The sequence below is a fragment of the Kosakonia sp. S57 genome, assembly GCF_016516575.1.
Lineage (GTDB): Bacteria > Pseudomonadota > Gammaproteobacteria > Enterobacterales > Enterobacteriaceae > Kosakonia > Kosakonia cowanii.
In genome coordinates, this window is record NZ_JACVUL010000023.1 from 17,679 (window position 1) to 41,068 (window position 23,390).

At 55.4% G+C, this 23,390-nt stretch carries 20 protein-coding genes and 4 tRNA genes; 21 read left to right on the top strand and 3 right to left on the bottom strand.

Features of this window, described 5'->3' with window-relative positions; translation table 11 throughout:
• Window positions 1–11 precede the first annotated feature (11 nt).
• The 3 genes from fabG (at window position 12) to IAE48_RS19430 (ending at window position 3,424) form a co-directional block, all read left to right on the top strand.
• Entirely contained in the window at window positions 12–752 is a 741-nt protein-coding gene (fabG, locus tag IAE48_RS19420; protein WP_042717929.1) for a 3-oxoacyl-ACP reductase FabG, read from the top strand.
• A gap of 30 nt (window positions 753–782) precedes the next feature.
• Window positions 783–1,727, top strand: coding sequence for a metal-dependent hydrolase (locus IAE48_RS19425; RefSeq protein ID WP_200135325.1), 945 nt, complete (start codon window positions 783–785; stop codon window positions 1,725–1,727).
• Between the two features lie 68 nt (window positions 1,728–1,795).
• Window positions 1,796–3,424, top strand: a complete 1,629-nt coding sequence (locus IAE48_RS19430; protein ID WP_200135326.1) for a class I SAM-dependent methyltransferase family protein — start codon at window positions 1,796–1,798, stop codon at window positions 3,422–3,424.
• Between the two features lie 51 nt (window positions 3,425–3,475).
• Here the strand turns inward: IAE48_RS19430 and ppx are convergent, their stop codons facing one another.
• Window positions 3,476–4,960 (bottom strand): exopolyphosphatase, encoded by a 1,485-nt coding sequence (ppx, locus tag IAE48_RS19435; protein WP_042717936.1) that lies wholly within the window; start codon window positions 4,958–4,960, stop codon window positions 3,476–3,478.
• A gap of 5 nt (window positions 4,961–4,965) precedes the next feature.
• Complete coding sequence (rhlB, locus tag IAE48_RS19440) at window positions 4,966–6,237, bottom strand: ATP-dependent RNA helicase RhlB (RefSeq protein ID WP_023479570.1); 1,272 nt, start codon at window positions 6,235–6,237, stop codon at window positions 4,966–4,968.
• Window positions 6,238–6,381: 144 nt separating this feature from the next.
• Here rhlB and trxA point away from each other — a divergent pair, with 144 nt between their 5' ends.
• From trxA to IAE48_RS19530, 18 genes are all read left to right on the top strand, one after another.
• Window positions 6,382–6,711 carry a thioredoxin TrxA gene (trxA, locus tag IAE48_RS19445; RefSeq protein WP_023479590.1) on the top strand — a complete coding sequence of 110 codons (330 nt, stop codon included), beginning with the start codon at window positions 6,382–6,384 and terminating at the stop codon, window positions 6,709–6,711.
• A 161-nt stretch (window positions 6,712–6,872) separates the two neighbouring features.
• Window positions 6,873–6,971 (top strand): rho operon leader peptide, encoded by a 99-nt coding sequence (locus IAE48_RS19450; protein WP_124971653.1) that lies wholly within the window; start codon window positions 6,873–6,875, stop codon window positions 6,969–6,971.
• An 87-nt stretch (window positions 6,972–7,058) separates the two neighbouring features.
• Window positions 7,059–8,318: a transcription termination factor Rho gene (gene rho, locus IAE48_RS19455; protein ID WP_023479599.1), complete on the top strand. Its 1,260-nt coding sequence runs from the start codon at window positions 7,059–7,061 to the stop codon at window positions 8,316–8,318.
• Between the two features lie 241 nt (window positions 8,319–8,559).
• A complete protein-coding gene (gene wecA / locus IAE48_RS19460) occupies window positions 8,560–9,663 on the top strand; it encodes a UDP-N-acetylglucosamine--undecaprenyl-phosphate N-acetylglucosaminephosphotransferase (protein ID WP_200135327.1) in 1,104 nt (367 codons plus the stop codon).
• 13 nt (window positions 9,664–9,676) lie between these two features.
• The gene (gene wzzE, locus IAE48_RS19465) at window positions 9,677–10,723 is read left to right on the top strand and encodes an ECA polysaccharide chain length modulation protein (RefSeq protein WP_094419055.1); all 1,047 of its coding nucleotides are present in this window, start codon (window positions 9,677–9,679) and stop codon (window positions 10,721–10,723) included.
• Between the two features lie 55 nt (window positions 10,724–10,778).
• Window positions 10,779–11,909: a non-hydrolyzing UDP-N-acetylglucosamine 2-epimerase gene (wecB, locus tag IAE48_RS19470; RefSeq protein WP_023479595.1), complete on the top strand. Its 1,131-nt coding sequence runs from the start codon at window positions 10,779–10,781 to the stop codon at window positions 11,907–11,909.
• The gene (wecC, locus tag IAE48_RS19475; RefSeq protein WP_200135328.1) at window positions 11,906–13,168 is read left to right on the top strand and encodes a UDP-N-acetyl-D-mannosamine dehydrogenase; all 1,263 of its coding nucleotides are present in this window, start codon (window positions 11,906–11,908) and stop codon (window positions 13,166–13,168) included. The genes wecB and wecC overlap by 4 nt, the downstream gene beginning before the upstream one ends.
• A 9-nt stretch (window positions 13,169–13,177) precedes the next feature.
• Window positions 13,178–13,855 carry a dTDP-4-amino-4,6-dideoxy-D-galactose acyltransferase gene (rffC, locus tag IAE48_RS19480; RefSeq protein ID WP_200135329.1) on the top strand — a complete coding sequence of 226 codons (678 nt, stop codon included), beginning with the start codon at window positions 13,178–13,180 and terminating at the stop codon, window positions 13,853–13,855.
• A 4-nt stretch (window positions 13,856–13,859) separates the two neighbouring features.
• Window positions 13,860–14,990, top strand: coding sequence for a dTDP-4-amino-4,6-dideoxygalactose transaminase (rffA, locus tag IAE48_RS19485; protein ID WP_200135330.1), 1,131 nt, complete (start codon window positions 13,860–13,862; stop codon window positions 14,988–14,990).
• Window position 14,991: 1 nt separating this feature from the next.
• The gene (gene wzxE / locus IAE48_RS19490) at window positions 14,992–16,242 is read left to right on the top strand and encodes a lipid III flippase WzxE (protein WP_200135331.1); all 1,251 of its coding nucleotides are present in this window, start codon (window positions 14,992–14,994) and stop codon (window positions 16,240–16,242) included.
• Window positions 16,239–17,318, top strand: a complete 1,080-nt coding sequence (locus IAE48_RS19495; RefSeq protein ID WP_200135332.1) for a TDP-N-acetylfucosamine:lipid II N-acetylfucosaminyltransferase — start codon at window positions 16,239–16,241, stop codon at window positions 17,316–17,318. Before wzxE ends, IAE48_RS19495 begins: the two co-directional genes overlap by 4 nt.
• Window positions 17,315–18,667 carry an ECA oligosaccharide polymerase gene (wzyE, locus tag IAE48_RS19500; protein WP_200135333.1) on the top strand — a complete coding sequence of 451 codons (1,353 nt, stop codon included), beginning with the start codon at window positions 17,315–17,317 and terminating at the stop codon, window positions 18,665–18,667. The genes IAE48_RS19495 and wzyE overlap by 4 nt, the downstream gene beginning before the upstream one ends.
• 11 nt (window positions 18,668–18,678) lie before the next feature.
• Window positions 18,679–19,419 (top strand): lipopolysaccharide N-acetylmannosaminouronosyltransferase, encoded by a 741-nt coding sequence (gene wecG / locus IAE48_RS19505; protein ID WP_042714907.1) that lies wholly within the window; start codon window positions 18,679–18,681, stop codon window positions 19,417–19,419.
• A gap of 256 nt (window positions 19,420–19,675) precedes the next feature.
• Entirely contained in the window at window positions 19,676–21,061 is a 1,386-nt protein-coding gene (locus tag IAE48_RS19510) for an amino acid permease (protein ID WP_200135334.1), read from the top strand.
• A gap of 103 nt (window positions 21,062–21,164) precedes the next feature.
• Window positions 21,165–21,241: transfer RNA gene (locus tag IAE48_RS19515), tRNA-Arg, on the top strand.
• Window positions 21,242–21,310: 69 nt separating this feature from the next.
• Window positions 21,311–21,386 (top strand) — tRNA-His (locus tag IAE48_RS19520).
• A 30-nt stretch (window positions 21,387–21,416) separates the two neighbouring features.
• Window positions 21,417–21,503: transfer RNA gene (locus IAE48_RS19525), tRNA-Leu, on the top strand.
• A gap of 39 nt (window positions 21,504–21,542) precedes the next feature.
• Window positions 21,543–21,619: transfer RNA gene (locus tag IAE48_RS19530), tRNA-Pro, on the top strand.
• Window positions 21,620–22,193: 574 nt separating this feature from the next.
• Here IAE48_RS19530 and hemY read toward each other — a convergent pair.
• Window positions 22,194–23,390 (bottom strand): protoheme IX biogenesis protein HemY, encoded by a 1,197-nt coding sequence (gene hemY / locus IAE48_RS19535; protein ID WP_042713026.1) that lies wholly within the window; start codon window positions 23,388–23,390, stop codon window positions 22,194–22,196.

Here is a 23,390-nt window from a genome sequence, read left to right on the forward strand (position 1 = left end):
GGATTAACAAAATGGGTAACAAGAAATGGGTTTTAGTCACGGCAGGCAGCCGTGGCATCGGGGCGGCTATTGTCAAAGAGCTGGTGCGGCAAGATTATCATGTTGTTTTCACCTACAAAAATAATAGCGCGCTTGCGGCCGTGCTTATGCACTCGCTTAACGTTAATCACGAGGTTTGCTGGTGCTACCCCTGTGATGTGGCGAGCGTTGAATCGGTGAAAGCGCTCAGCGAGACATTACGTAAAAATCATGGCACCCCCTACGCGATTATTAATAACGCCGGCATTACTAAAGATGCGCTCAGCTTTACCATGAGCCTGGATGACTGGCTGGATGTGATTAATACCAACCTCAACTCGCTCTTTTATCTCAATCACTGTCTGCTTAATGAGATGTTAATGCAGAGGGACGGCTGCATTATCAATATTAATTCTGTGGCTGGCTTACGCGGCAACGTCGGTCAGGCGAACTATTCAGCATCAAAATCCGCGCAGTATGGCTTTACCAAAACGCTGGCCCGGGAAGTGGGGAATTTTAATATTCGCGTGAACTGCATCGCGCCCGGCCCGGTGAAGACCGACATGCTTTCGGCGCTCCCGGAAAAAGCCGTTTCACAGCTTGTCAAAATGACCCCGCTGAGGAAGCTGGGCCAGCCCGAAGATGTGGCGCTCATGGTTGCTTTTCTGCTCGGTAGAGGCGGGAAACATATTACCGGACAGACCTTTGTTATCGACGGCGGCTTGTCCATTTGATCAGGACGTTCAAATGAAGAGGAAAAGAGTATGGATCTTAAATTAAGAGCGGTACCGCAGGAAGTGTATGGCGTGATGGAGTTGAATGAGAATTTTAATTTTCAGTGGAACCCCGACCCCGTCTCTTCGCTTATTGGCCTTGGTACCTCCTATGTGCTGGAGTTTTTCGAATTCTACGGTGAGCGCATTGGCGATTACTACGATGAGTTTATTCCGGAGTCGCCGCAGAAGGATGAGCGCTTCGCCCTGTTTGTGACGCAAGAAAAGAGGCATGCAGCGGCACACCGGAAACTCAATAACTTTATTACCAAAGGCATCGCTCCGCCGGTCCGGGAGACGTTCCATCCCCGCGTTTATGATTTCCTGTATGGCGCTTATAAAGAGATGGCTGAGCCGATTATTGGCGGCATCGAGCGCGATAAGGCCAACGGTAAAAAAGCCGATGGTGCCTTTTTTAAAGAGGCGGTACGCAGCATCGCGATATTTGAAAGCCAGGTGTGCATGACCGGGCTCTCTTTCTTTGAAAACCTGTTTGAAAACGGCCGCTTTGAACTGGTGAGTAATCTTTCCGGCAATCTCGGCGTGCTCTATTTACTGGGCTATCACTACACCGAAGAGATGGAGCACTGCTGCGTTTCGATCGAAGCGTTCGAAACCATTTATCAGGAGAAAGTCTGGACCCGCGCCTTAGTCGATCAACATATCCACAGCCGCGACCTGCTTGCCAGCCAGGTCCTGCTTTCAACCCTGCATGTCGCCAGAATGCTTAACCAGCCGCTTACCGTTGAGCAGATCACCAACAGCGTGGCCTACCAGTATCGTGAGCAGATGGCGAAGAAATACATTGTTGAAGGGTTCAATGCCCGAGAGCCGGAGATCCTCGCTCGCCGTAAATCGCTGGTCGAACGCTGGGACAACGAGTGGGAACCGCGTTTGTTAGAGAAGATCGCGCAGCGTATCCGCGCAGGTGCCTGAGGGTAACGTTCTACTCTCGCTGATGCCTGACGCCCGTTGGGCATCAGCGAATAACATGCAGAAGAGTGATGATGACGCAGACCAGCCAGATGCAGCACTTTGTCAGCCATGACAATCAGCAAATACCTTATCAGCTCTTTCCGGCGCGCGCGCAAAATGGCCCTGCGGCGGCCATCGTGCTGTTGTATCGCAACGCGGATCTTAAAGAGAAAATTGCCGCACTCGGCTTGCCAGAGTGTACCTTTTTCGCCATCGATTTTACCCCCGGTACGATCAACGCAGAGACGTCCGACGGTTCATCGGTGCTCTCGCTACAAAGCTATTATTTTCAGCAATTTATTGAGCATATAACCACGCAGCACGGGCTGCGCACGCAGGATATTGCCCTGATGGCGCACCATGAGTGCGCGGTAGTTATCGCCGCCTGGGTGGTGGATTATGCCCCTGAGATCCGCGCCGTCACGCTTCTCTCGCCGCGCTTTTTGCTGAGAAAACGCGATCTCTTATTGGCGTTGCTTAAAAAGCCAAAGGCGTGGAGCACGCTGCGCGATCTGCGCTATACCAGCCAGCGTATTTTTCGCAGCGTATTCGCCTGGCCAACGCCGACGCAGCTTGTGTTGACACAAACCGACCGCAGGGCCGCTGCGGGTACGTTAATGACCTTTTATGCCAATCTGGGTAGCAGCGCAAAAACGGTGTTAATGAAGCCGGATAGCGGCTTCGGCTGCCCAGGCCAGTTGTGGGACAAGGCTATGCTGGCCCAGACACGTGCCTTTTTGCGGCTGCACTTCTCTCAGCATCACCCGGTGCCTTCGCTATTTGATTCCTGGCAGCAGGGCGCAACATGGGAGGAGTATGAGAGGCTACGTATGCCGGAAAAAAGTCTGTTACGGCGCGGCTACTGGGCGCTGGCGAATTTTGCGCTGTGCGCCCTGGGGCACTTCTCTTCGGGGATTCGAATAGGGCTGGAAACCGGTTTCGACTCCGGCGCGTCGCTGGAGTATGTCTATCAAAATCAACCAACGGGTAAAGGCGCTGTGGGCAGAGCGGTTGATCGCTACTACCTCAATACGCTTGGCTGGCGCTGTACGCGACAGCGCAAACAACATGTTGAAGCGCTGATCGCCATGGCGGCGTCGCTTCTGGCGCAGCAGGATCAGGTGGTACGCCTGTTGGATATCGCCGCCGGCCAGGGTCGCTATATTCTCGACGCTATCGAAAAAATAGAGCCGCCGGTGGAGCATCTTCTGCTGCGCGATTTTGATACTGCCAATGTGGAGGAGGGGAACCGTCTGCTGCTGCAGCGAGGGTTAAATGAGCGCGCGCGCTTCGAGCAGGGCGATGCTTTTTCACCCGCCGATCTCGCGACGTTGCCTGCTGACCGTACTCTGGCGGTGGTGTCGGGGTTCTATGAACTCTTCAGCGATAACAACCTGGTGCTGGCCTCGCTCAATGGCCTCGCCAACGCGGTGAAAAAAGGGGGATATCTGGTCTATACGACCAAGCTGTGGAACCCAAAACTGGCGCTGATGGCGCGCGTATTGCCCAGCCACCAAAAAGGGGCGTTCTGGTTACTGCGCCGGCGCGCCCAGCGTGAGATCGACCAGATGGTGAAGCGGGCCGGTTTTGCCAAAGTGACTCAGCGGGTAGATGGCTGGGGATTGTTCAGCGTGACGCTGGCGAAAAAGGTGAGGTAGGGTAATCGATTTATCGCCGCGAAAGGAGTTCGCGGCAATAGATTGAGGTGCTTAGCGAATAACCAGCGCCCAGTGAACGTAGCTTTGCCACTGGCTCTCCTGATCGATCAGCTCTGCGCCCAGCGGATGGCTCGCCAGCCAGCCCGGCGGCAGCGCCAGCGTGAGCTGTTCACCCTGCGCGGTGACCGAGATTTCCGGCAGCAAATCATCACGACGACGGCTGGCGAAAATAATCGCCAGGCGCAGCAAGCGGCAGAGATGCTCCGCCACGCGCGGTGGAACGGCATTTTGCTGATGCAGAGAGGAGAGATCGACTGCATTGGTCTGGTTGAGCAGCAGCGTAGCGAGCAGCTTTTTCTGCGCGGGAGTAAAGCCCGGCAAATCAAGGTTACGCACCAGCCAGGCGGCATGAAGCGGTGCCTGTTTAAACTCAATGCTTAAACCTATTTCGTGCAGTTCGCAGGCGACATGCAGGATTTCAGTGCTGTAGGCGTCTAAATCCCAGCTTGTCGAAACACTTTGCGCGAATCGCTCTGCCAGCATTGAGACGCGTCTCGACTGATCGATATCCACCATAAACCGGCGCTGGATGTTGCGCAGGGTACGGCTGCGAATATCCTGATCGACCGCCAGATGAAGCATGCCGTAAACCAGCCCTTCGCGCAGCGCGCCGCCGGCGAGGGTCATGCTCTCAATGTTCATTTCGGTGAAAATGGCGATCAGAATGGCGAGGCCGCTGGGGAAAACCAGCGCGCGCTCGAGGGTCAGCCCTTCGATCTCCAGTTCTTCAAGCCGACCGCACTGGATTGCGCGCTGCTTAAGCTGCTGGAGTTTGGCGAGGGTGATGCGCTCATCCATGCCCTGCGCCATCATAATCTCTTGCAGCGCCTGCACGGTGCCCGACGCGCCGACACACACTTTCCAGCCGTGACGACGAAGCTCATCCGCGACCGGACGCAGCACTTCGCGCGCCGCCTGCTCTGCGGTGTCGAAATTCTCCTGCGCCAGATGACGATCGGTAAAATAGCGCTCGAGCCAGGTAACGCAGCCCATTGACAGGCTGAAAAGCGAGGTGGTTTGTGCCCCGGTGCCGGTCACAAGTTCCGTGCTTGCGCCACCAATATCAACCACCAGACGCTGATCCGCGCCGCCGGTGGTGTGGGCAACGCCCTGGTAAATCAGACGCGCTTCTTCTTCGCCGCTGATCACCTGTACCGGACAGCCGAGGATCTCCTGCGCTTTGTCGAGAAACTCATGCGCATTGACGGCCAGACGCAGCGTGGCGGTCGCCACCACGCGGATCTGCTGTTGCGGGATATCTTGCAGACGTTCGGAAAAGAGGCGCAGACATTGCCAGCCACGCTCCATCGCCTCCTGAGAGAGGCGATTGTCCTGGCTCAGGCCCGCCGCCAGGCGGACTTTGCGTTTAATACGCGACAGAGTCTGGATACTGCCAGCCACCTCGCGCACAACCAGCATATGAAAACTGTTGGAACCGAGATCAATAGCTGCGTAGAGCGAGGCGGAACCGAGCATAGTAATTAACCTGAACGACGACGATTACGCGGCGCGCCACCACCACTACGGCGCGGGCCATTAGCCGGGCGAGAACGCGTCAGGCGTTTCGGCGGCGGCAGTTCGCTGAGCAGCGCATCCGGGTTGTATTTGCTGACCGGAATAGAGTGACCAATATAGGTCTCAATCGCTGGCAGGTTCAGCGCGTACTCTTCGCACGCAAGGCTGATCGAGTTGCCGCTGGCACCTGCGCGACCGGTACGGCCAATACGGTGAACGTAATCTTCGCAGTCATCCGGCAGATCGTAGTTAAAGACGTGCGTTACAGCCGGAATATGCAGACCACGTGCCGCGACGTCTGTCGCAACCAGGATATCGAGATCGCCACGGGTGAACTCATCGAGGATACGCAGGCGTTTCTTCTGCGCCACGTCACCCGTCAGCAGCCCAACGCGATGACCATCGGCGGCCAGGCTGCCCCAGATCTGTTCACAACGGTGTTTGGTATTGGCAAAAACAATGGCGCGATCCGGCCACTCTTCTTCAATCAGGGTCTGCAGCAGACGCATTTTCTCGTCGTTGGACGGGTAGAAAAGCTCTTCTTTAATGCGGTGGCCGGTTTTCTGTTCCGGTTCCACTTCAACATATTCTGCGTTGTTCATCTGCTCGAATGCCAGTTCACGCACGCGGTAAGAGAGCGTAGCGGAGAAGAGCATATTGAGACGCTGGTCGGTTGCCGGCATACGGCGGAACAGCCAGCGGATATCTTTAATAAAGCCCAGATCGTACATACGATCGGCTTCGTCCAGCACCACGACCTGAATCGCGCCCAGGTTAATATGGTTCTGTTTGGTGTAATCGATCATACGACCGGTGGTGCCGATAAGGATATCGACGCCGCTTTCCAGCACTTTCAGCTGTTTGTCGTAGCCATCACCGCCGTAAGCCAGACCCAGCTTCAGTCCTGTTGACTGCGCCAGCGGCTCTGCATCAGCGTGAATTTGCACCGCGAGTTCACGTGTCGGCGCCATGATAATCGCGCGCGGCTGGTTAACTTTACGGTCTTCGATTGCAGGGTGAGAGAGGAGATAATGAAACGTTGACGTTAAAAACGCCATCGTTTTACCGGTACCGGTTTGCGCCTGACCTGCAACATCACGACCCGCCAGCGTTAGCGGAAGGGCGAGAGCCTGAATAGGCGTGCAATTATGAAAGCCTTTAGTTTCAAGGGCTTCTATCACTTTTGGGTGCAGGGCGAAGTCGGAAAACTTCTGTTCTGTTAAATGTGTTTTGCTCATAGTGTGGTAGAATATCAGCTTACTATTGCTTTACGAAAGCGTATCCGGTGAAATAAAGTCAACCTTTAGTTGGCTATTGTGGCATCAACACGTTGCTGTTTTATGCTACACCAACATGCCAGGCTTATTCCTGTGGAGTTATATATGAGCGATAAAATTATTCACCTGACTGACGATAGTTTTGACACGGATGTACTCAAAGCGGACGGGCTTGTGCTCGTTGATTTCTGGGCAGAGTGGTGTGGACCGTGCAAAATGATCGCCCCGATTCTGGATGAGATCGCTAATGAGTACGAAGGCAAGTTGACCATTGCGAAACTGAACATCGACCAGAACCCAGGCACCGCGCCGAAGTATGGTATCCGTGGCATTCCGACCCTGCTGCTGTTCAAAAACGGCGAAGTGGCGGCGACCAAAGTGGGCGCACTGTCCAAAGGTCAGTTGAAAGAGTTCCTGGACGCTAACCTGGCGTAATCCCAGACTCTCACCGGTGCGGCCAGCTATCCTAAATTGCCAGGATTGCTGGACGCCCGACCCCAGCCGTGCTAATTTAGTTTTGACTTCGTTCTAAACATATCTATAGTTGTTTGAACCTTGCGTTACCCCAATACTTCCCGCTGAGCATCTCAGCCGCGTTGAGAAGTAGACAGATTCCGGGCTTGTCGCTCATTCCGTCTTATCGTTTCAGTTCTGCGTACTCTCCTGTGACCAGGCACCGATTAGACATGAGTTGATGGCCGCTAACAGGCATGGATGACCCTGCCATACCATTCACAACATTAAGTTCGAGTATCACCCCGAGTTTAAGAACCCACACCATTATGAATCTTACCGAATTAAAGAATACGCCGGTTTCTGAGCTTATCACTCTCGGCGAAAATATGGGGCTGGAAAACCTGGCCCGTATGCGCAAACAGGACATCATTTTTGCCATCCTGAAGCAGCACGCAAAGAGTGGCGAAGATATCTTCGGCGACGGTGTGCTGGAGATTCTGCAGGATGGATTTGGTTTCCTCCGTTCCGCAGACAGCTCCTACCTTGCCGGCCCCGACGACATCTACGTATCCCCCAGCCAAATCCGCCGTTTCAACCTCCGCACCGGTGACACCATTTCAGGTAAGATTCGCCCACCTAAAGAAGGTGAACGTTACTTTGCACTGCTGAAAGTTAACGAGGTGAACTACGATAAACCGGAAAACGCGCGCAATAAGATTCTGTTTGAGAACTTAACGCCGCTGCACGCGAACTCTCGTCTGCGTATGGAACGTGGTAACGGCTCTACTGAAGATTTAACCGCCCGCGTTCTCGATCTGGCTTCGCCGATTGGTCGTGGTCAGCGTGGTCTGATTGTGGCACCGCCGAAAGCCGGTAAAACCATGCTGCTGCAGAATATCGCGCAGAGCATCGCTTACAACCATCCGGACTGCGTGCTGATGGTGCTGCTGATTGATGAACGTCCGGAAGAAGTGACGGAAATGCAGCGCCTGGTGAAAGGTGAAGTGGTTGCGTCAACCTTCGACGAACCGGCCTCCCGCCATGTGCAGGTTGCTGAAATGGTTATCGAAAAAGCGAAACGTCTGGTTGAGCATAAGAAAGATGTCATTATCCTTCTCGACTCCATCACCCGTCTGGCGCGTGCTTATAACACCGTTGTTCCGGCTTCCGGTAAAGTGTTGACCGGTGGTGTGGATGCGAACGCCCTGCACCGTCCGAAGCGTTTCTTCGGTGCTGCGCGTAACGTGGAAGAGGGCGGTAGCCTGACCATTATCGCGACGGCGCTGATCGATACCGGTTCGAAGATGGATGAAGTGATTTACGAAGAGTTTAAAGGCACCGGTAACATGGAGCTGCACCTCTCACGTAAAATCGCAGAAAAACGCGTCTTCCCGGCGATTGATTACAACCGCTCCGGTACCCGTAAAGAAGAGCTGCTCACCACACAGGAAGAGCTGCAGAAAATGTGGATCCTGCGCAAAATCATTCACCCGATGGGTGAGATCGATGCGATGGAGTTCCTCATCAACAAGCTGGCTATGACGAAGACGAATGATGAGTTCTTCGACATGATGAAGCGCTCTTAATTTAAATAAACCCCCGAAGCGCCACGTTTTTACGTGGCGTTTTTCATTGGTGGGCTATACGCTATAGGCACTGGACCAGGCATTATCCAGGGCTGGCGAGACCGGATAGGTTATTGATCTTCAAAATATCTGCTGGTTTAAAAGAAAAAGATAATATCAGCGTAAGGCTCGCTTTCTCCTTTTATGGGCCATAGCTCTGTCGTTATACTGTTAGGATAAACATTAGCTGAGAGCATGCATTGTGAATCTACTCACTGCTTTTACTGAATTATTCAGTATTTTTTTGTTTACTATGCTTTTCTTATTTGTTGCGCGCAAAGTAGCAAAACGGATCGGTCTGGTTGACAAGCCCAACTTCCGTAAGCGCCACCAGGGATTGATACCGCTGGTTGGTGGCATCTCGGTCTATGCGGGTATCTGCTTTACCTTTGGGATCACAAACTACTATATTCCTCACGCCGCTCTCTATCTTCTTTGCGCCGGCGCGCTGGTTTTAATTGGCGCGCTGGACGATCGCTTCGATATCAGCGTTAAATTCCGTGCTTCTGTTCAGGCCCTGGTCGCCGTCGTAATGATGGTGGTCGGTAAACTCTACCTTAGCAGCCTTGGTTACATCTTCGGTTCATGGGAGATGGTTCTCGGCCCGTTCGGTTACCTGCTGACGCTCTTTGCCGTGTGGGCCGCGATCAACGCCTTTAATATGGTCGACGGTATCGACGGTTTGCTTGGCGGGCTCTCCTGTGTGTCGTTTGCCGCGATTGGCTTCATTCTGTGGTTCGATGGTCAATCAAGCCTCGCGCTGTGGTGCTTCGCCATGATTGCCGCGATTTTGCCCTACATTCTGCTCAACCTGGGCGTGCTTGGGCGCCGCTACAAAGTCTTCATGGGTGACGCCGGGAGTACGCTCATCGGCTTTACCGTGATTTGGATTTTACTGGAAACCACGCAGGGCAAAACTCACCCCATTAGCCCGGTGACGGCGCTGTGGATAATCGCCATTCCGCTGATGGATATGGTAGCGATTATGTACCGTCGCCTGCGAAAAGGTATGAGTCCTTTCTCTCCCGATCGCCAGCATATTCACCATCTGATCATGCGCGCAGGTTTTACCTCTCGTCAGGCATTCGTTCTTATTACGCTTGCCGCTGCGCTGCTCGCAACGATAGGCGTCGTTGCGGAATACCTTCATTTGGTCCCTGAGTGGGTAATGTTGGCATTATTCTTGCTAGCATTCTTTCTGTATGGCTACTGTATTAAGCGTGCATGGAAAGTGGCGCGTTTTATCAAACGGGTAAAACGCAGAATGCGCCGTAGCAGAGGTCAAAAATCAACACTAACCAAGTAAAATCGGGAAAGCGATGATTCAACAAGCGTCGGAAACACCTTCAGCGTTTACGGAAAATGAACTGGATATTCGGGGTTTGTTTCGTACTTTGTGGGCAGGAAAATTTTGGATTGCTGGCGTAGCGCTGCTCTTCTCGTTGCTGGCGCTAGTCTGGACCTTTTTCGCTCCCCAGGAGTGGGGGGCGACCGCTGTTACCGACCGACCGACCGTCAATATGCTTGGCGGTTACTACTCCCAGCAGCAATTTTTGCGCAACCTGGACGTAAAGGCGAACCTTGCGCCCGCCGATCAGGTTTCTGTCATGGATGAAGCGTATAAAGAGTTCATCATGCAGCTTGCAGCATGGGATACGCGTCGCGATTTCTGGTCGCAAACCGACTATTACAAGCAGCGTCGTGTTGGCAACAGCAAAGCGGATGCCGCGATGCTCGACGACCTCATCAATAATATCCAGTACACGCCAGGTGATGTCGTGCGTAACCAGAATGACAACGTCAAACTGATCGCCGAAACCGCGCCGGACGCGAACAATCTGCTGCGTCAATATATTGCTTTCGCCAGCCAGCGCGCCGCCAGCCATCTGAACGATGAACTGAAAGGCGCATGGGCGGCACGTACTATTCAGATGAAAGCGCAGGTGAAACGTCAGGAAGAGGTCGCCAAAGCTATCTATAACCGACGTGTCCACAACGTTGAGCAGGCGCTTAAAATCGCTGAGCAAAACAATATCTCGCGCAATGTGACCGATATTCCGACGGATGAGTTGCCGGATTCCGAACTCTTTATGCTTGGTCGCCCGATGCTGCAGGCACGTCTGGAAAACCTGCAGGCGGTAGGGCCGCAATACGATCTGGACTATGATCAAAATCGGGCGATGTTGAATACCCTCAACGTCGGCCCAACGCTGGATCCGCGTTTTCAGACCTATCGATATCTGCGTACACCGGAAGAGCCGGTGAAACGCGACAGCCCGCGTCGTGCTTTCCTGATGATTATGTGGGGAATTGTCGGTGCGTTAACCGGAGCTGGGGTGGCGTTAGCACGTCGCCGTTCGAACTAAACGCCGTCTGAGATGGAGGCGCTATGCCTCCATCCTCTAATTAAAGAGAATCGTTGTGAAAGTACTGACCGTATTCGGCACGCGACCAGAAGCCATCAAAATGGCACCGCTGGTTCATGCGCTGGCAAAGGATCCTGACTTTGAGGCAAGAGTTTGCGTCACTGCACAGCATCGGGAGATGCTCGATCAGGTGCTGAACCTCTTCTCTATCGTCCCGGATTACGATCTAAATATTATGCGTCCCGGGCAGGGGCTAACCGAAATTACCTGCGGTATTTTGCAGGGATTAAAACCCATTCTTGAAGCGTTCCGCCCGGATGTCGTGCTGGTTCACGGCGACACCACTACCACCATTGCTGCAAGCCTCGCCGCATTTTATCAACGCATACCCGTAGGGCATGTGGAGGCAGGCCTGCGTACCGGCGATCTCTCATCTCCCTGGCCGGAAGAGGCTAACCGCACGCTGACAGGTCATCTGGCGATGTACCACTTCGCGCCGACGGAGAACTCCCGGCAGAATTTACGCCGGGAAAACGTCGCCGATGAGCGCATTTTTGTTACCGGCAATACGGTAATTGATGCGCTCTTCTGGGTACGCGATAGCGTGATGAACAACCCCGCGCAATATGAGGCGCTGGCAGCCCGCTACCCTTTCCTTGATGCAAAGAAAAAGCTGGTGCTGGTTACCGGCCACCGCCGGGAGAGCTTCGGCCAGGGCTTCGAACAGATTTGTCACGCGCTGGCGGATATCGCTGCCCGGCATGATGATGTCCAGATTGTCTATCCCGTGCACCTCAATCCTAATGTCAGCGAGCCGGTAAACCGCATTCTCGGGCCGGTTGAGAACGTTTTTTTGATTGAGCCGCAGGATTATTTACCCTTCATGTGGTTGATGAACCACGCCTGGCTGATCCTGACGGACTCCGGCGGCATTCAGGAGGAGGCGCCTTCACTGGGTAAACCGGTGCTGGTGATGCGTGACACGACCGAGCGGCCAGAGGCCGTCGATGCCGGAACCGTAAAACTGGTGGGCACCGATCGCCAGCGCATCGTCGATGAGGTCACGCTCCTGCTTAATGACAATGAAGCATGGCAGACCATGAGCCGCGCGCACAACCCTTACGGGGATGGGCAGGCTTGTGGCCGAATTTTGCACGCACTTAAACACAATCAGGTAACACTATGAGCTTTACAACCATTTCCGTGATTGGCCTCGGCTACATTGGCCTGCCTACCGCAGCGGCTTTTGCCTCCCGGCAGAAGCAGGTCGTAGGGGTGGACATCAACGCGCGTGCCGTGGAGACCATTAACCGTGGCGAGATCCACATCGTTGAGCCGGAACTGGATAGCGTAGTAAAAGCGGCGGTGGAGGGCGGTTACCTGCGCGCCAGCACCACGCCTGTTGCGGCAGACGCCTACCTGATTGCGGTGCCAACACCGTTTAAGGGCGATTACGAGCCGGATATGGCCTATGTTGAAGCGGCTGCAAAATCCATTGCCCCCGTGCTGCATAAAGGCGCGCTGGTGATCCTCGAATCCACCTCACCGGTTGGTGCGACGGAGCAGATGGCAGAGTGGCTCGCCGAGGCGCGCCCGGATCTCACCTTCCCTCAGCAGGCTGGCGAGCAGGCGGACGTGAATATCGCCTACTGCCCGGAGCGCGTGCTGCCGGGCCAGGTAATGGTAGAACTGATTAAAAATGACCGCGTGATTGGGGGTATGACACCTAAGTGTTCTGCCCGCGCCAGCGAGCTTTATAAAATCTTCCTTGAAGGCGAGTGTGTGGTCACTAACGCCCGCACCGCCGAGATGTGCAAGCTGACAGAAAACAGCTTCCGCGACGTTAACATCGCTTTTGCCAACGAACTGTCGCTGATTTGCGCCGATCAGGGGATCAACGTCTGGGAGCTGATCCGCCTGGCGAATCGCCATCCGCGCGTCAATATTCTGCAGCCCGGTCCAGGCGTCGGCGGCCACTGTATCGCGGTCGACCCATGGTTTATCGTGGCGCAGAACCCCGATCAGGCAAGGCTTATCCGTACCGCGCGTGAAGTGAACGATCACAAACCGCACTGGGTGCTGAACCAGGTGAAAGCCACCGTCGCCGATTGCCTCACTGCGAGCGGCAAGCGCGCCAGCGAGGTTAAAATTGCCTGCTTCGGGCTGGCGTTTAAACCGAACATTGACGATCTGCGTGAAAGCCCGGCGATGGAGATCGCGCATGACATCGCCCAGTGGCACAGCGGCCAGACGCTGGTCGTCGAACCGAATATCCACACGCTGCCGGAGAAAATGGCCGGGCACAGCACGCTGGTCAACACCCAGGATGCGCTGGCGCAGGCCGATGTGCTGGTGATGCTGGTCGACCATAAGCAGTTTAAAGCGGTCGATGCCGCCACCATTTCGCAGCCGTGGATCGTCGATACCAAAGGCGTCTGGCGCTAAGGATTTAGCATGGCGGTGCATGGCACGATAGATGAGCTGGCATGGGAAAGCGCTTTTTTTGGTCTGCGCAGCGCGATTATTCGTCTGAATCCTTCCGCACCCGCGCTTACTGGCGCAGATTTTGCAAAGTGGGAACGCCTGCAGGTGAAATTGCCCGCCGCGCAAACCCATCAGCTTGATGCCCTGCAACAGCTGGGTTTTCAACTGGTCGAAGGTGAGATCGATTTGCGATTGCCGGTTGCCGCGCAGGGTGTCGATCCGGTCGCCACTGTGGCAGGTGAAAGCGATATTCCGGCGCTACGCCAGATGGCGGCAGAGATGTTTGTCCAGAGCCGCTTTCGCGCGCCCTGGTATGCGCCTGAGGCGAGCGGTCGTTTCTACGCGCAGTGGATTGAAAATGCGGTAAAGGGCCTTTTCGATCACCAGTGTCTGATTTTCCGCGCGCAGGAGGATGCCATCAGCGGTTTTGTCTCCCTTCGCCAGCTTAATGAGCACGAGGCGCGTATTGGCCTGCTCGGTGGACGCGGTATGGGCGAGAAACTGATGCAGGCGGCGTGCCAGTGGGCGCGAGCGCGGCAGTTAACGCACGTGCGTGTGGCGACCCAGCTCGGGAATACTGCCGCACTTAAACGATATATTCAGAGCGGCGCGAACGTAGAAAGCACCGCCTTATGGCTATACAGGTAACGCTATGATCCCTTTCAATGCACCACCGGTAGTAGGAACGGAAATTGACTACATGCAGTCGGCAATGGGCAGCGGGAAATTATGCGGCGACGGCGGTTTTACCCGCCGCTGCCAGCAGTGGATGGAGCAGCGTTTTCGCAGCGCCAAAGTCCTGCTGACGCCTTCATGCACCGCATCGCTGGAGATGGCCGCGCTGCTGCTGGATATCCAGCCTGGCGATGAAGTGATCATGCCGAGCTACACCTTCGTCTCCACCGCGAACGCCTTTGTGCTGCGTGGAGCGAAGATCGTCTTCGTTGATATCCGCCCGGATACGATGAATATCGATGAGACGCGGATTGAAGCGGCGATCACCGATAAGACGCGCGCGATTGTGCCGGTGCATTACGCGGGCGTTGCCTGTGAAATGGACACCATCATGGCGATCGCGCAAAAGCATAAGCTGTTCGTGGTGGAAGATGCCGCACAGGGCGTAATGTCGACCTACAAAGGACGGGCATTAGGCACCATCGGCCATATTGGCTGCTTCAGTTTTCACGAAACCAAAAACTACACTGCGGGCGGTGAAGGCGGCGCGACGCTGATTAACGATCGCGCGCTGGTTGAACGCGCAGAGGTGATTCGCGAAAAGGGCACCAATCGCAGCCAGTTCTTCCGTGGGCAGGTTGATAAATACACCTGGCGTGATATCGGTTCCAGCTATTTGATGGCCGATTTGCAGGCCGCCTACCTGTGGGCGCAGCTGGAGTCAGCCGAGCGCATTAACCAGCAGCGGCTGGCCTTGTGGCAAAACTACTATGATGCGCTCTCCCCGCTGGCAAAAACCGGGCGTATTGAACTGCCTTCGATTCCGGCAGAGTGCAGCCACAATGCGCACATGTTTTACATTAAGCTGCGCGACGAAGCGGATCGCAGCAAGCTGATTGCCTTCCTGAAGGAAGCGGAGATTATGGCGGTGTTCCACTATATCCCGCTGCACGCCTCGCCGGCCGGCGAGAAGTTCGGCACCTTCCACGGCGAAGACCGCTATACCACGCAAGAGAGTGAGCGGTTGCTTCGCCTGCCGCTCTTCTACAACCTGGCGTCGGTCAATCAGCGGACGGTGATCAGCACGCTTCTGAGCTACTTCAGCTGATATGTCACTGGCAAAAGCATCGCTCTGGACTGCCGCAAGCACGCTGGTCAAAATCGGCGCGGGTCTGCTGGTGGTTAAACTGCTGGCGATGGCGTTCGGGCCATCCGGCGTCGGACAGGCGGGTAACTTTCGCCAGCTGATAACCGTGCTTGGCGTACTGGCGGGCGCGGGGATTTTTAATGGCGTCACTAAGTTTGTGGCGCAGTCTCATGACGATCCCGCACGTCTGCGCGTGGTTGTCGGCACCTCATCGGCGATGGTGCTCGGCTTCTCAACCCTGCTGGCGCTGCTGTTCCTGCTCGCTGCCGCGCCCATCAGCCAGGGGCTGTTTGGGCATACCCACTATCAGGGGCTTGTGCGCTTAGTCGCGCTGGTACAGATGGGCATCGCCTGGGCCAACCTGCTGCTGGCGGTAATGAAAGGGTTCCGCGATGCGGCGGGGAATGCGCTGTCGCTGATTATCGGTAGCCTCATTGGCGTGCTGGCCTGGTATCTCTGTTACCGCATTGGCGGCTATCAGGGTGCGCTGCTGGGGCTGGCGCTGGTGCCTGCGCTGGTGGTGATCCCGGCGATGGCGATGCTGCTGAGAAGCAAAGCGATACCGCTGCGTTTCTTTAGGCCGCAGTGGGATCGTATGCTGGCAGGTCAACTGGGTAAATTTACCCTGATGGCGCTCATCACCTCATTTACGATGCCGTTGGCTTACGTGATGATGCGAAACCAACTTGCTGCCCACTACAGCTGGGATGACGTGGGGATCTGGCAGGGGGTAAGCACGATATCGGATGCTTACCTGCAGTTTATTACCGCCTCGTTTAGCGTCTATCTGTTACCGACGTTGTCGCGGATGGTGACAAAGCAGGAGATCTCGCGTGAAATCGGCAGGTCACTGCGCTTTGTGCTTCCCGCCGTGGCGGCGGTGAGTCTCGGCGTCTGGCTGCTGCGCGATGTAGCAATCTGGCTGCTCTTTTCCGAGAAGTTTATCGCCATGCGCGATCTCTTCGCCTGGCAGTTGATCGGGGATGTATTGAAAGTGGGGGCTTACGTCTTTGGCTATTTAGTCATCGCGAAGGCCTCGCTGCGATTCTATATACTGGCTGAAATAAGCCAGTTTGCGCTGCTGACGCTCTTCGCGCGCTGGCTTATTCCGGCGCACGGCGCGGCGGGCGCGGCGCAGGCCTATATGGCCACCTACATTATCTATTTCGCTGTTTGTTGCGGCGTTTTTTTGATTTGGCGTAAAAAGGCATGACTGCACTGATTCACATACTGGGATCGGATATCCCACACCATAACCAAACTGTGCTGCGCTTCTTTAACGACCATCTTGCGGCATCGGGAGAGTATGCCCGCGAGTTTATGGTTGTCGGGCGCGACGAGTCGCAGCGGACGCTCTATCCCGCGCTGACGCTGCATTTTTATCCCGACAAAAAGAGTCTGGCAAAAGCGGTCATCGCGCGGGCGAAAGCGCAACGTCAGCAGCGCTTCTTCTTCCACGGCCAGTTCAATTTCGATCTCTGGCTGGCGCTGCTGCAAGGCGCTATCAAGCGCGAGCAGTTCTACTGGCACGCCTGGGGCGCCGATCTGTATGAAGTCTCCCGCAGCCTGAAATTCCGTCTCTTTTATCCGCTGCGCCGTTTAGCGCAGCGTCGCGTAGGGCGTATCTTTGCGACTCGGGGCGATCTGGCGTGGTTTGCCGAACGTAACCCTAAAGTGCCTGGTGAACTGCTCTACTTCCCAACACGTATGGATCCGGCGCTGAACAACATGGCGGATGAACGCCCGCAGACGGGCAAGCTGACGATTCTGGTCGGCAACTCGGGCGATGCGAGTAATGAGCATATTGCTGCTTTGCAGGCGATCCACCGTCAGTTTGGCGATACGGTTAATATCATTGTGCCGATGGGCTACCCGGCGAATAACGACGCTTATATCGCGTCGGTGCGCCACGCCGGGCTGGCGCTCTTCAGCGCTGACAACCTGCGCATCCTCGATGAGAAAATGGATTTTGATGCCTATCTCGGGCTGCTCGCGCAGTGCGATCTGGGCTATTTCATTTTTGCCCGCCAGCAGGGGATCGGCACAATGTGCCTGCTGATCCAGGCGGGCGTGCCCTGTGTGCTGAACCGCGAAAACCCCTTCTGGCGCGATATGGTGGCGGAGGGTATTCCCGTTCTCTTTACCGGCGATGCGCTGGATGAGGCGGTAATTCGTGAGGCCCGCCGCCAGCTGTTAGCGGTGGATAAAAACGCCATCGCCTTTTTCAGCCCACATTACGAAACGCTGTGGCACAACGCGCTCCTTAACGCTGCGGGGATCAACGGATGAGCCCACTCGAATTTTGCGGACTGTTTGTTATCTGGTTGTTGGCGACGCTGTTTATCGGCACGCTCACCTGGTTCGAATTTCGCCGCGTACGTTTTAACTTTAACGTCTTCTTCTCGTTGCTCTTTTTGCTGACCTTCTTCTTCGGTTTTCCGCTGACCAGCGTGCTGGTGTTCCGCTTCAACGTTGGCGTTGCGCCGCCGGATATCCTGATGCAGACGCTGCTGGCGGCGGCCTGCTTCTATGGCATCTACTATGTGACCTATAAAACGCGGCTGCGCGCTTCATCTTCGCTTACGCCGCGCCGTCCGCTCTTTACCATTAACCGGGTAGAGGCGCATCTGACGTGGGTGATCCTGATGGTCATCGCGCTGGTGAGCGTTGGCATCTTCTTTATGCACAACGGGTTTTTACTCTTCCGTCTACACTCCTATAGCCAGATTTTCTCCAGCGAAGTCTCCGGTGTAGCGCTGAAGCGCCTCTTCTATTTCTTTATTCCGGCGATGCTGGTGGTCTACTTTCTGCGCCAGAATGCCCAGACCTGGCTCTTCTTTTTGGTCAGCACCGTGGCGTTTGGCCTGCTGACCTACATGATTGTTGGCGGTACGCGCGCCAATATCATTATTGCCTTCGCCATCTTCCTGTTTATCGGCATTATTCGCGGCTGGATCTCGTTGTGGATGCTGGCGGCGGCGGGCGTGCTCGGCATTGTTGGCATGTTCTGGCTGGCGCTGAAACGCTACGGGCTGGATGTGCGCGGTGATGAAGCGTTTTACACCTTCCTCTACCTGACGCGCGATACCTTCTCGCCGTGGGAAAACCTCGCGCTGCTGCTGCAAAACTACGACAAGATTGAGTTTCAGGGGCTGGCGCCAATTGTGCGCGACTTCTACGTCTTTATCCCCACCTGGCTGTGGCCATCGCGCCCGGGTGTTGTGCTTAACACCGCGAATTACTTTACCTGGGAAGTGCTGAATAACCACTCAGGGCTGGCGATTTCGCCAACGCTGATTGGCTCCTTAGTGGTGATGGGCGGCGCGTGGTTTATTCCGCTGGGTGCGGCAGCGGTGGGGCTTATCATCAAATGGTTCGACTGGGTTTATGCCCTGGGCAACCGGGAAACGAACCGCTACAAGGCGGCGATCCTGCACAGCTTTTGCTTCGGGGCGATCTTCAACATGATTGTGCTGGCGCGTGAAGGGCTGGATGCGTTCGCCTCTCGTGTGGTCTTTTTCCTCGCCGTTTTCGCTTTCTGCCTGCTGGCGGCGAAACTGTTGTACTGGTTATTCGATAGCGCCGGGTTGATACAGCGTCGCGGTGCGCGCGCGGTCAAACCGCTCTCCCAGTTGTAAAAGGATCAAACATGACGGATAAGACGGCGGCACCGCTGTATGACTTGCGCGGCCTGAAGTTGATTGGCTGGCGCGATATGCCCCACGCGCTGGATCATCTCTTCGGTGACGGGCGCGTAGAGCAGGGCACGCTGGTGGCAATCAATGCCGAAAAGATGCTGACGCTGGAAGATGATGCCGAGGTTCGCGCGCTGATTGAGGCGGCGGAGTTTAAATACGCCGATGGCATCAGCGTCGTGCGCTCAATACGCAAAAAGTTTCCGCAGGCGCAGGTCTCCCGCGTGGCGGGTGCCGATTTGTGGGAAGCGTTAATGGCGCGGGCAGGGGAGACGGGCACGCCGGTCTTCCTGGTGGGCGGTAAGCCGGACGTGCTGGCGCAAACCGTGCAGAAACTGCGTGACCAGTGGCGGGTGAATGTTGTGGGTTGCCAGGATGGCTACTTCAAACCCGAGCAGCGCGAGGCGCTGTTCGCAGCCATTCGTGACAGCGGGGCGAAGATCGTCACCGTGGCAATGGGCTCGCCGCGGCAGGAGATTTTTATGCGTGACTGCCGCCTTGTCTACCCCGATGCGCTCTATATGGGCGTCGGTGGCACCTACGATGTCTTTACCGGACATGTTAAGCGCGCACCGAAATTCTGGCAGAACCTCGGCCTTGAGTGGCTATACCGTCTGCTGTCGCAGCCTTCGCGCCTGAAGCGCCAGCTCCGTCTGCTGCGTTATTTACGCTGGCACTACAGCGGAAAACTCTGAACCCCTCCGGCGGCGCAATGCGCTGCCTTTCCCTCTCTGGCTGCTCTTTTATTGTGCGCTACCAGGATTTTTTATACACATCGTTTGCCATTTCCGTCGATTTAAGAAACCATTCGCTCTCTCATTGCAGCGCCGCGCTGATTTTGCGCCCTCCCTTTCGCGGGGCGGAGCAGTATCGCCTGCGATGAGATGAGGGAAACTCATAACAATAACCCGCGATGCGGGCGAAGCAAGAAGCAAATACAACAGAGGATTTATGGCCGAAAAACAACCCGAACTTCAGCGTGGGCTGGAGTCTCGTCACATTGAATTAATTGCCCTTGGCGGCACCATCGGCGTTGGCCTGTTTATGGGCGCTGCCAGCACCCTGAAGTGGGCTGGCCCGTCAGTTCTGCTGGCCTATATTATTGCCGGACTTTTCGTCTTCTTTATTATGCGTTCGATGGGCGAAATGCTCTTCCTTGAACCGGTCGCCGGGTCGTTCGCTGTCTACGCTCATCGTTACATGAGCCCCTTCTTTGGTTATCTCACCGCCTGGTCCTACTGGTTTATGTGGATGGCGGTAGGGATTTCGGAAATCACCGCCATTGGCGTCTATGTCCAGTTCTGGTTCCCGGATCTCGCCCAGTGGATACCGGCACTGATTGCCGTTGGGCTGGTGGCGCTGGCGAACCTTGCGGCGGTGCGCCTGTATGGCGAGATTGAGTTCTGGTTTGCGATGATCAAAGTCACCACCATCATTGTGATGATCATCGTGGGCCTGGGCGTGATTTTCTTCGGCTTTGGCAATGGCGGTCACTCCATCGGCTTCAGCAATCTCACCGAGCATGGCGGCTTCTTCGCCGGCGGCTGGAAAGGGTTCCTCACCGCGCTCTGTATTGTTGTCGCCTCGTATCAGGGCGTTGAGCTGATTGGTATTACCGCGGGTGAAGCGAAAAACCCGCAGGTGACGCTGCGCAGTGCGGTAAGCAAGGTGCTGTGGCGCATCCTGATTTTCTATGTCGGCGCAATCTTCGTTATCGTCACTATCTTCCCGTGGAATGAAATTGGTACCAACGGCAGCCCGTTCGTCCTGACCTTCGCGAAAATCGGTATTACCGCGGCGGCAGGTATTATCAACTTTGTTGTGCTGACGGCGGCGCTCTCCGGCTGTAACAGCGGCATGTACAGCTGTGGCCGTATGCTCTATGCACTGGCGAAGAACCGCCAGTTACCGGCAGCGGTTGCCAACGTCTCGAAAAACGGCGTGCCGGCAGTGGGGGTGACTATCTCGATTATCATCCTGCTCATCGGTTCATGCCTGAACTACATCATTCCTAACCCGCAGCGCGTGTTTGTCTATGTCTATAGCGCCAGCGTGTTGCCGGGCATGGTGCCGTGGTTCGTGATCCTGATTAGCCAGCTGCGTTTTCGCAAGGTTCACAAAGAGGCGATTGCCAGCCATCCGTTCCGCTCGATGCTGTTCCCGTGGGCGAACTGGCTCACCATGGCCTTCCTCGTCTGCGTACTGATTGGCATGGGATTCAATGAAGACACCCGTATGTCGCTGTTTGTCGGCGTGATCTTCCTGGCAGCCGTAACGCTGGTATATAAGCTATTTGGCTTCGATCGCCGTGCGGCAACGCCCCGGATGGGTGAATAAGAGACAAAGTGCGCAAAGCATAACCAAACGCGCATTTTTCTTCAAAAAAGCACTAGACAGCTGCCCCCGAAGTCCGTACTATCCACCCCCGCAACGGCGCTACGCGCCCGTAGCTCAGCTGGATAGAGCGCTGCCCTCCGGAGGCAGAGGTCTCAGGTTCGAATCCTGTCGGGCGCGCCATTTTAACCCGGCGCTTGAGCTGCGGTGGTTCGTGAATTATCACGATACCGCGTGAACAGATTTACAGTGGTGGCTATAGCTCAGTTGGTAGAGCCCTGGATTGTGATTCCAGTTGTCGTGGGTTCGAGTCCCATTAGCCACCCCATTATTTAGCAGTAAAAAGTTTCGTGGCGATGCGAAGGTGGCGGAATTGGTAGACGCGCTAGCTTCAGGTGTTAGTGTCCTTACGGACGTGGGGGTTCAAGTCCCCCCCCTCGCACCACAACTTTGATTGAACAAAAAAGTCAAAAAGCAGTAAAAACGGCGAGTAGCGCAGCTTGGTAGCGCAACTGGTTTGGGACCAGTGGGTCGGAGGTTCGAATCCTCTCTCGCCGACCAATTTTGAACCCCGCGTAAGCGGGGTTTTTTGTTTTCTGCGGTTCAGGTTTTCCTCATTTTCCTCTGTTGTTCTTCAGCGACATTCTTATCAGGCGTTGTCGCCTATCAGCTACACGTAAGTTATTAATTAAAAAGAGTTTACTTAAAAGAGCATAGATATGTCGTTCCATAGCGACACATTGTGTCTGCGCAGAAGCGTGTGAAGGCGCTCTCTGCCCGCCACCAGCCTGAATATAGAGGTTTCTTAAAAGGTTGCGTGATGTAACATTTCTTAATGCGGGGTTGGCACGCTATGTGCAATAATACTGGCGTAGATGCTCATTCCATCTCTTATGTTCGCCTTCTGGCCTCATAAACTCAGGAATGACGCAGAGCCGTTTTATGGTGCTTATCGTCCACCGAGAGATGTCGCTTCGGCCTCATCAAACACCATGGGCATAACGTTGAGTGAAGCACCCATTAGTTGTCAAAGACCTGTTTTAACGCCTGTCAGTGTATGCTGACAGGCGTTTTTTTATGGAGGGAGGAAGAGGCTTCGCGCCACAGATAAACTCTGTAACGCGAAGGGAAGGGCTTAAGCGGGCGGATTGTTTTGCAGCGTTAACAGCAGGCCGTCGCGACGCATCGTTGCGGCCTCTTCAGGCTGGCGCAGACGGTCGAGACAGTCTGCGAGCCAGGCGTAATCAAACGCATCCGGGCGCTGTTTCAGCGCAGCGCGGAATGCAATCGTCGCTTCCTGCCACTCGCCGTGTTTCATCAGCGACTGACCGAGCGTGCTCCACAGCAGCGGGCGATCGCCCTGCGTTTTGATCTGCTGGCGCAGCACTTTTTCAACCTGCTCCGGGTTATTGGTCTTCAGACGCGGGATCACCAGCACCAGACGATCGTCATACTGCCGCTTCAGGCCGTCGAGGATGATCTCCTGCGCGGTGTCATGATCGTCACACTCAATTAAGTGCTCCGCCATTGCCACCTGCAGCGCCACCTGGTGACGCGTTTTACGGCTCTGATTCTTCCACCAGCCCTTCAGACCATCGCTGCCCTGATCGGCGCGCGCCTGATCCATAATGCCGATCCACGCCTGCTGTTGCAGCATGTCGCGGTGCTCTTCATCGCCAACGTTAGCTTTCGCCATCGAAGGAATGATATCGAGCAGCGACGTCCACGCACCGGTGCGAATATAGGCCTGTTCCGCCAGACGCAGCACTTCCGGATGGCGCGGCGCGATCTCCAGCAGTTTATCGACGCCGTGACGCGCAGCATGGTTCTCATTGCGCGCCAGTTGCAGACGAACGCGGGTGATCTCGACCGGAATCGGGTCATTCTCTGCCAGTTCGGCAGCACGCTGGAGGTGCTGGTTAGCGCGCATTTCATCGCCTCGCTGCTGGGCGGCTTCCGCTGCCAGCAGATAGTTAACCAGCGGTTGTTCCGCGTGATCGGCATTTTTCGACATCAGCTTCTCAACCTGCTGATAATCGCCTTCCGCCAGCTTCAGCAACGCCTGTTCTGTCTGCTTGCGCGCGCGACGACGCTTACGACCCATAAACCAGCCGCGGGTATGCGCGCCGGTACGGAAGATCCGACGCAGCAGCCACTCCAGGGCAAAGAAGACCACCAGCGTCAGCACCAGCATGATCGCCAGACCCGTGACACTGGTTTCAATGTTGTAGTTATCCGTCTGGATCAGCACATAGCCCTGATGCCCGGCGAGCATCGGGCCCAGCACGATCCCGGCGAGAAGCAGTGCAAAGAGCAATAATACTTTCAGCAT

What these genes read in the sequence shown, in the direction of transcription:
- trxA (WP_023479590.1), top strand. Translation starts at nt 6,382, where the DNA reads ATGAGCGATAAAATTATTCACCTGACTGACGATAGTTTTGACACGGAT.
- IAE48_RS19510 (WP_200135334.1), top strand. Translation starts at nt 19,676, where the DNA reads ATGGCCGAAAAACAACCCGAACTTCAGCGTGGGCTGGAGTCTCGTCAC.
- wzyE (WP_200135333.1), top strand. Translation starts at nt 17,315, where the DNA reads ATGAGCCCACTCGAATTTTGCGGACTGTTTGTTATCTGGTTGTTGGCG.
- IAE48_RS19430 (WP_200135326.1), top strand. Translation starts at nt 1,796, where the DNA reads ATGATGACGCAGACCAGCCAGATGCAGCACTTTGTCAGCCATGACAAT.
- wecC (WP_200135328.1), top strand. Translation starts at nt 11,906, where the DNA reads ATGAGCTTTACAACCATTTCCGTGATTGGCCTCGGCTACATTGGCCTG.
- ppx (WP_042717936.1), bottom strand. Translation starts at nt 4,960, where the DNA reads ATGCTCGGTTCCGCCTCGCTCTACGCAGCTATTGATCTCGGTTCCAAC.
- IAE48_RS19495 (WP_200135332.1), top strand. Translation starts at nt 16,239, where the DNA reads ATGACTGCACTGATTCACATACTGGGATCGGATATCCCACACCATAAC.
- IAE48_RS19425 (WP_200135325.1), top strand. Translation starts at nt 783, where the DNA reads ATGGATCTTAAATTAAGAGCGGTACCGCAGGAAGTGTATGGCGTGATG.
- rffC (WP_200135329.1), top strand. Translation starts at nt 13,178, where the DNA reads ATGGCGGTGCATGGCACGATAGATGAGCTGGCATGGGAAAGCGCTTTT.
- hemY (WP_042713026.1), bottom strand. Translation starts at nt 23,390, where the DNA reads ATGCTGAAAGTATTATTGCTCTTTGCACTGCTTCTCGCCGGGATCGTG.
- wzzE (WP_094419055.1), top strand. Translation starts at nt 9,677, where the DNA reads ATGATTCAACAAGCGTCGGAAACACCTTCAGCGTTTACGGAAAATGAA.
- fabG (WP_042717929.1), top strand. Translation starts at nt 12, where the DNA reads ATGGGTAACAAGAAATGGGTTTTAGTCACGGCAGGCAGCCGTGGCATC.
- rffA (WP_200135330.1), top strand. Translation starts at nt 13,860, where the DNA reads ATGATCCCTTTCAATGCACCACCGGTAGTAGGAACGGAAATTGACTAC.
- rho (WP_023479599.1), top strand. Translation starts at nt 7,059, where the DNA reads ATGAATCTTACCGAATTAAAGAATACGCCGGTTTCTGAGCTTATCACT.
- rhlB (WP_023479570.1), bottom strand. Translation starts at nt 6,237, where the DNA reads ATGAGCAAAACACATTTAACAGAACAGAAGTTTTCCGACTTCGCCCTG.
- wecG (WP_042714907.1), top strand. Translation starts at nt 18,679, where the DNA reads ATGACGGATAAGACGGCGGCACCGCTGTATGACTTGCGCGGCCTGAAG.
- wzxE (WP_200135331.1), top strand. Translation starts at nt 14,992, where the DNA reads ATGTCACTGGCAAAAGCATCGCTCTGGACTGCCGCAAGCACGCTGGTC.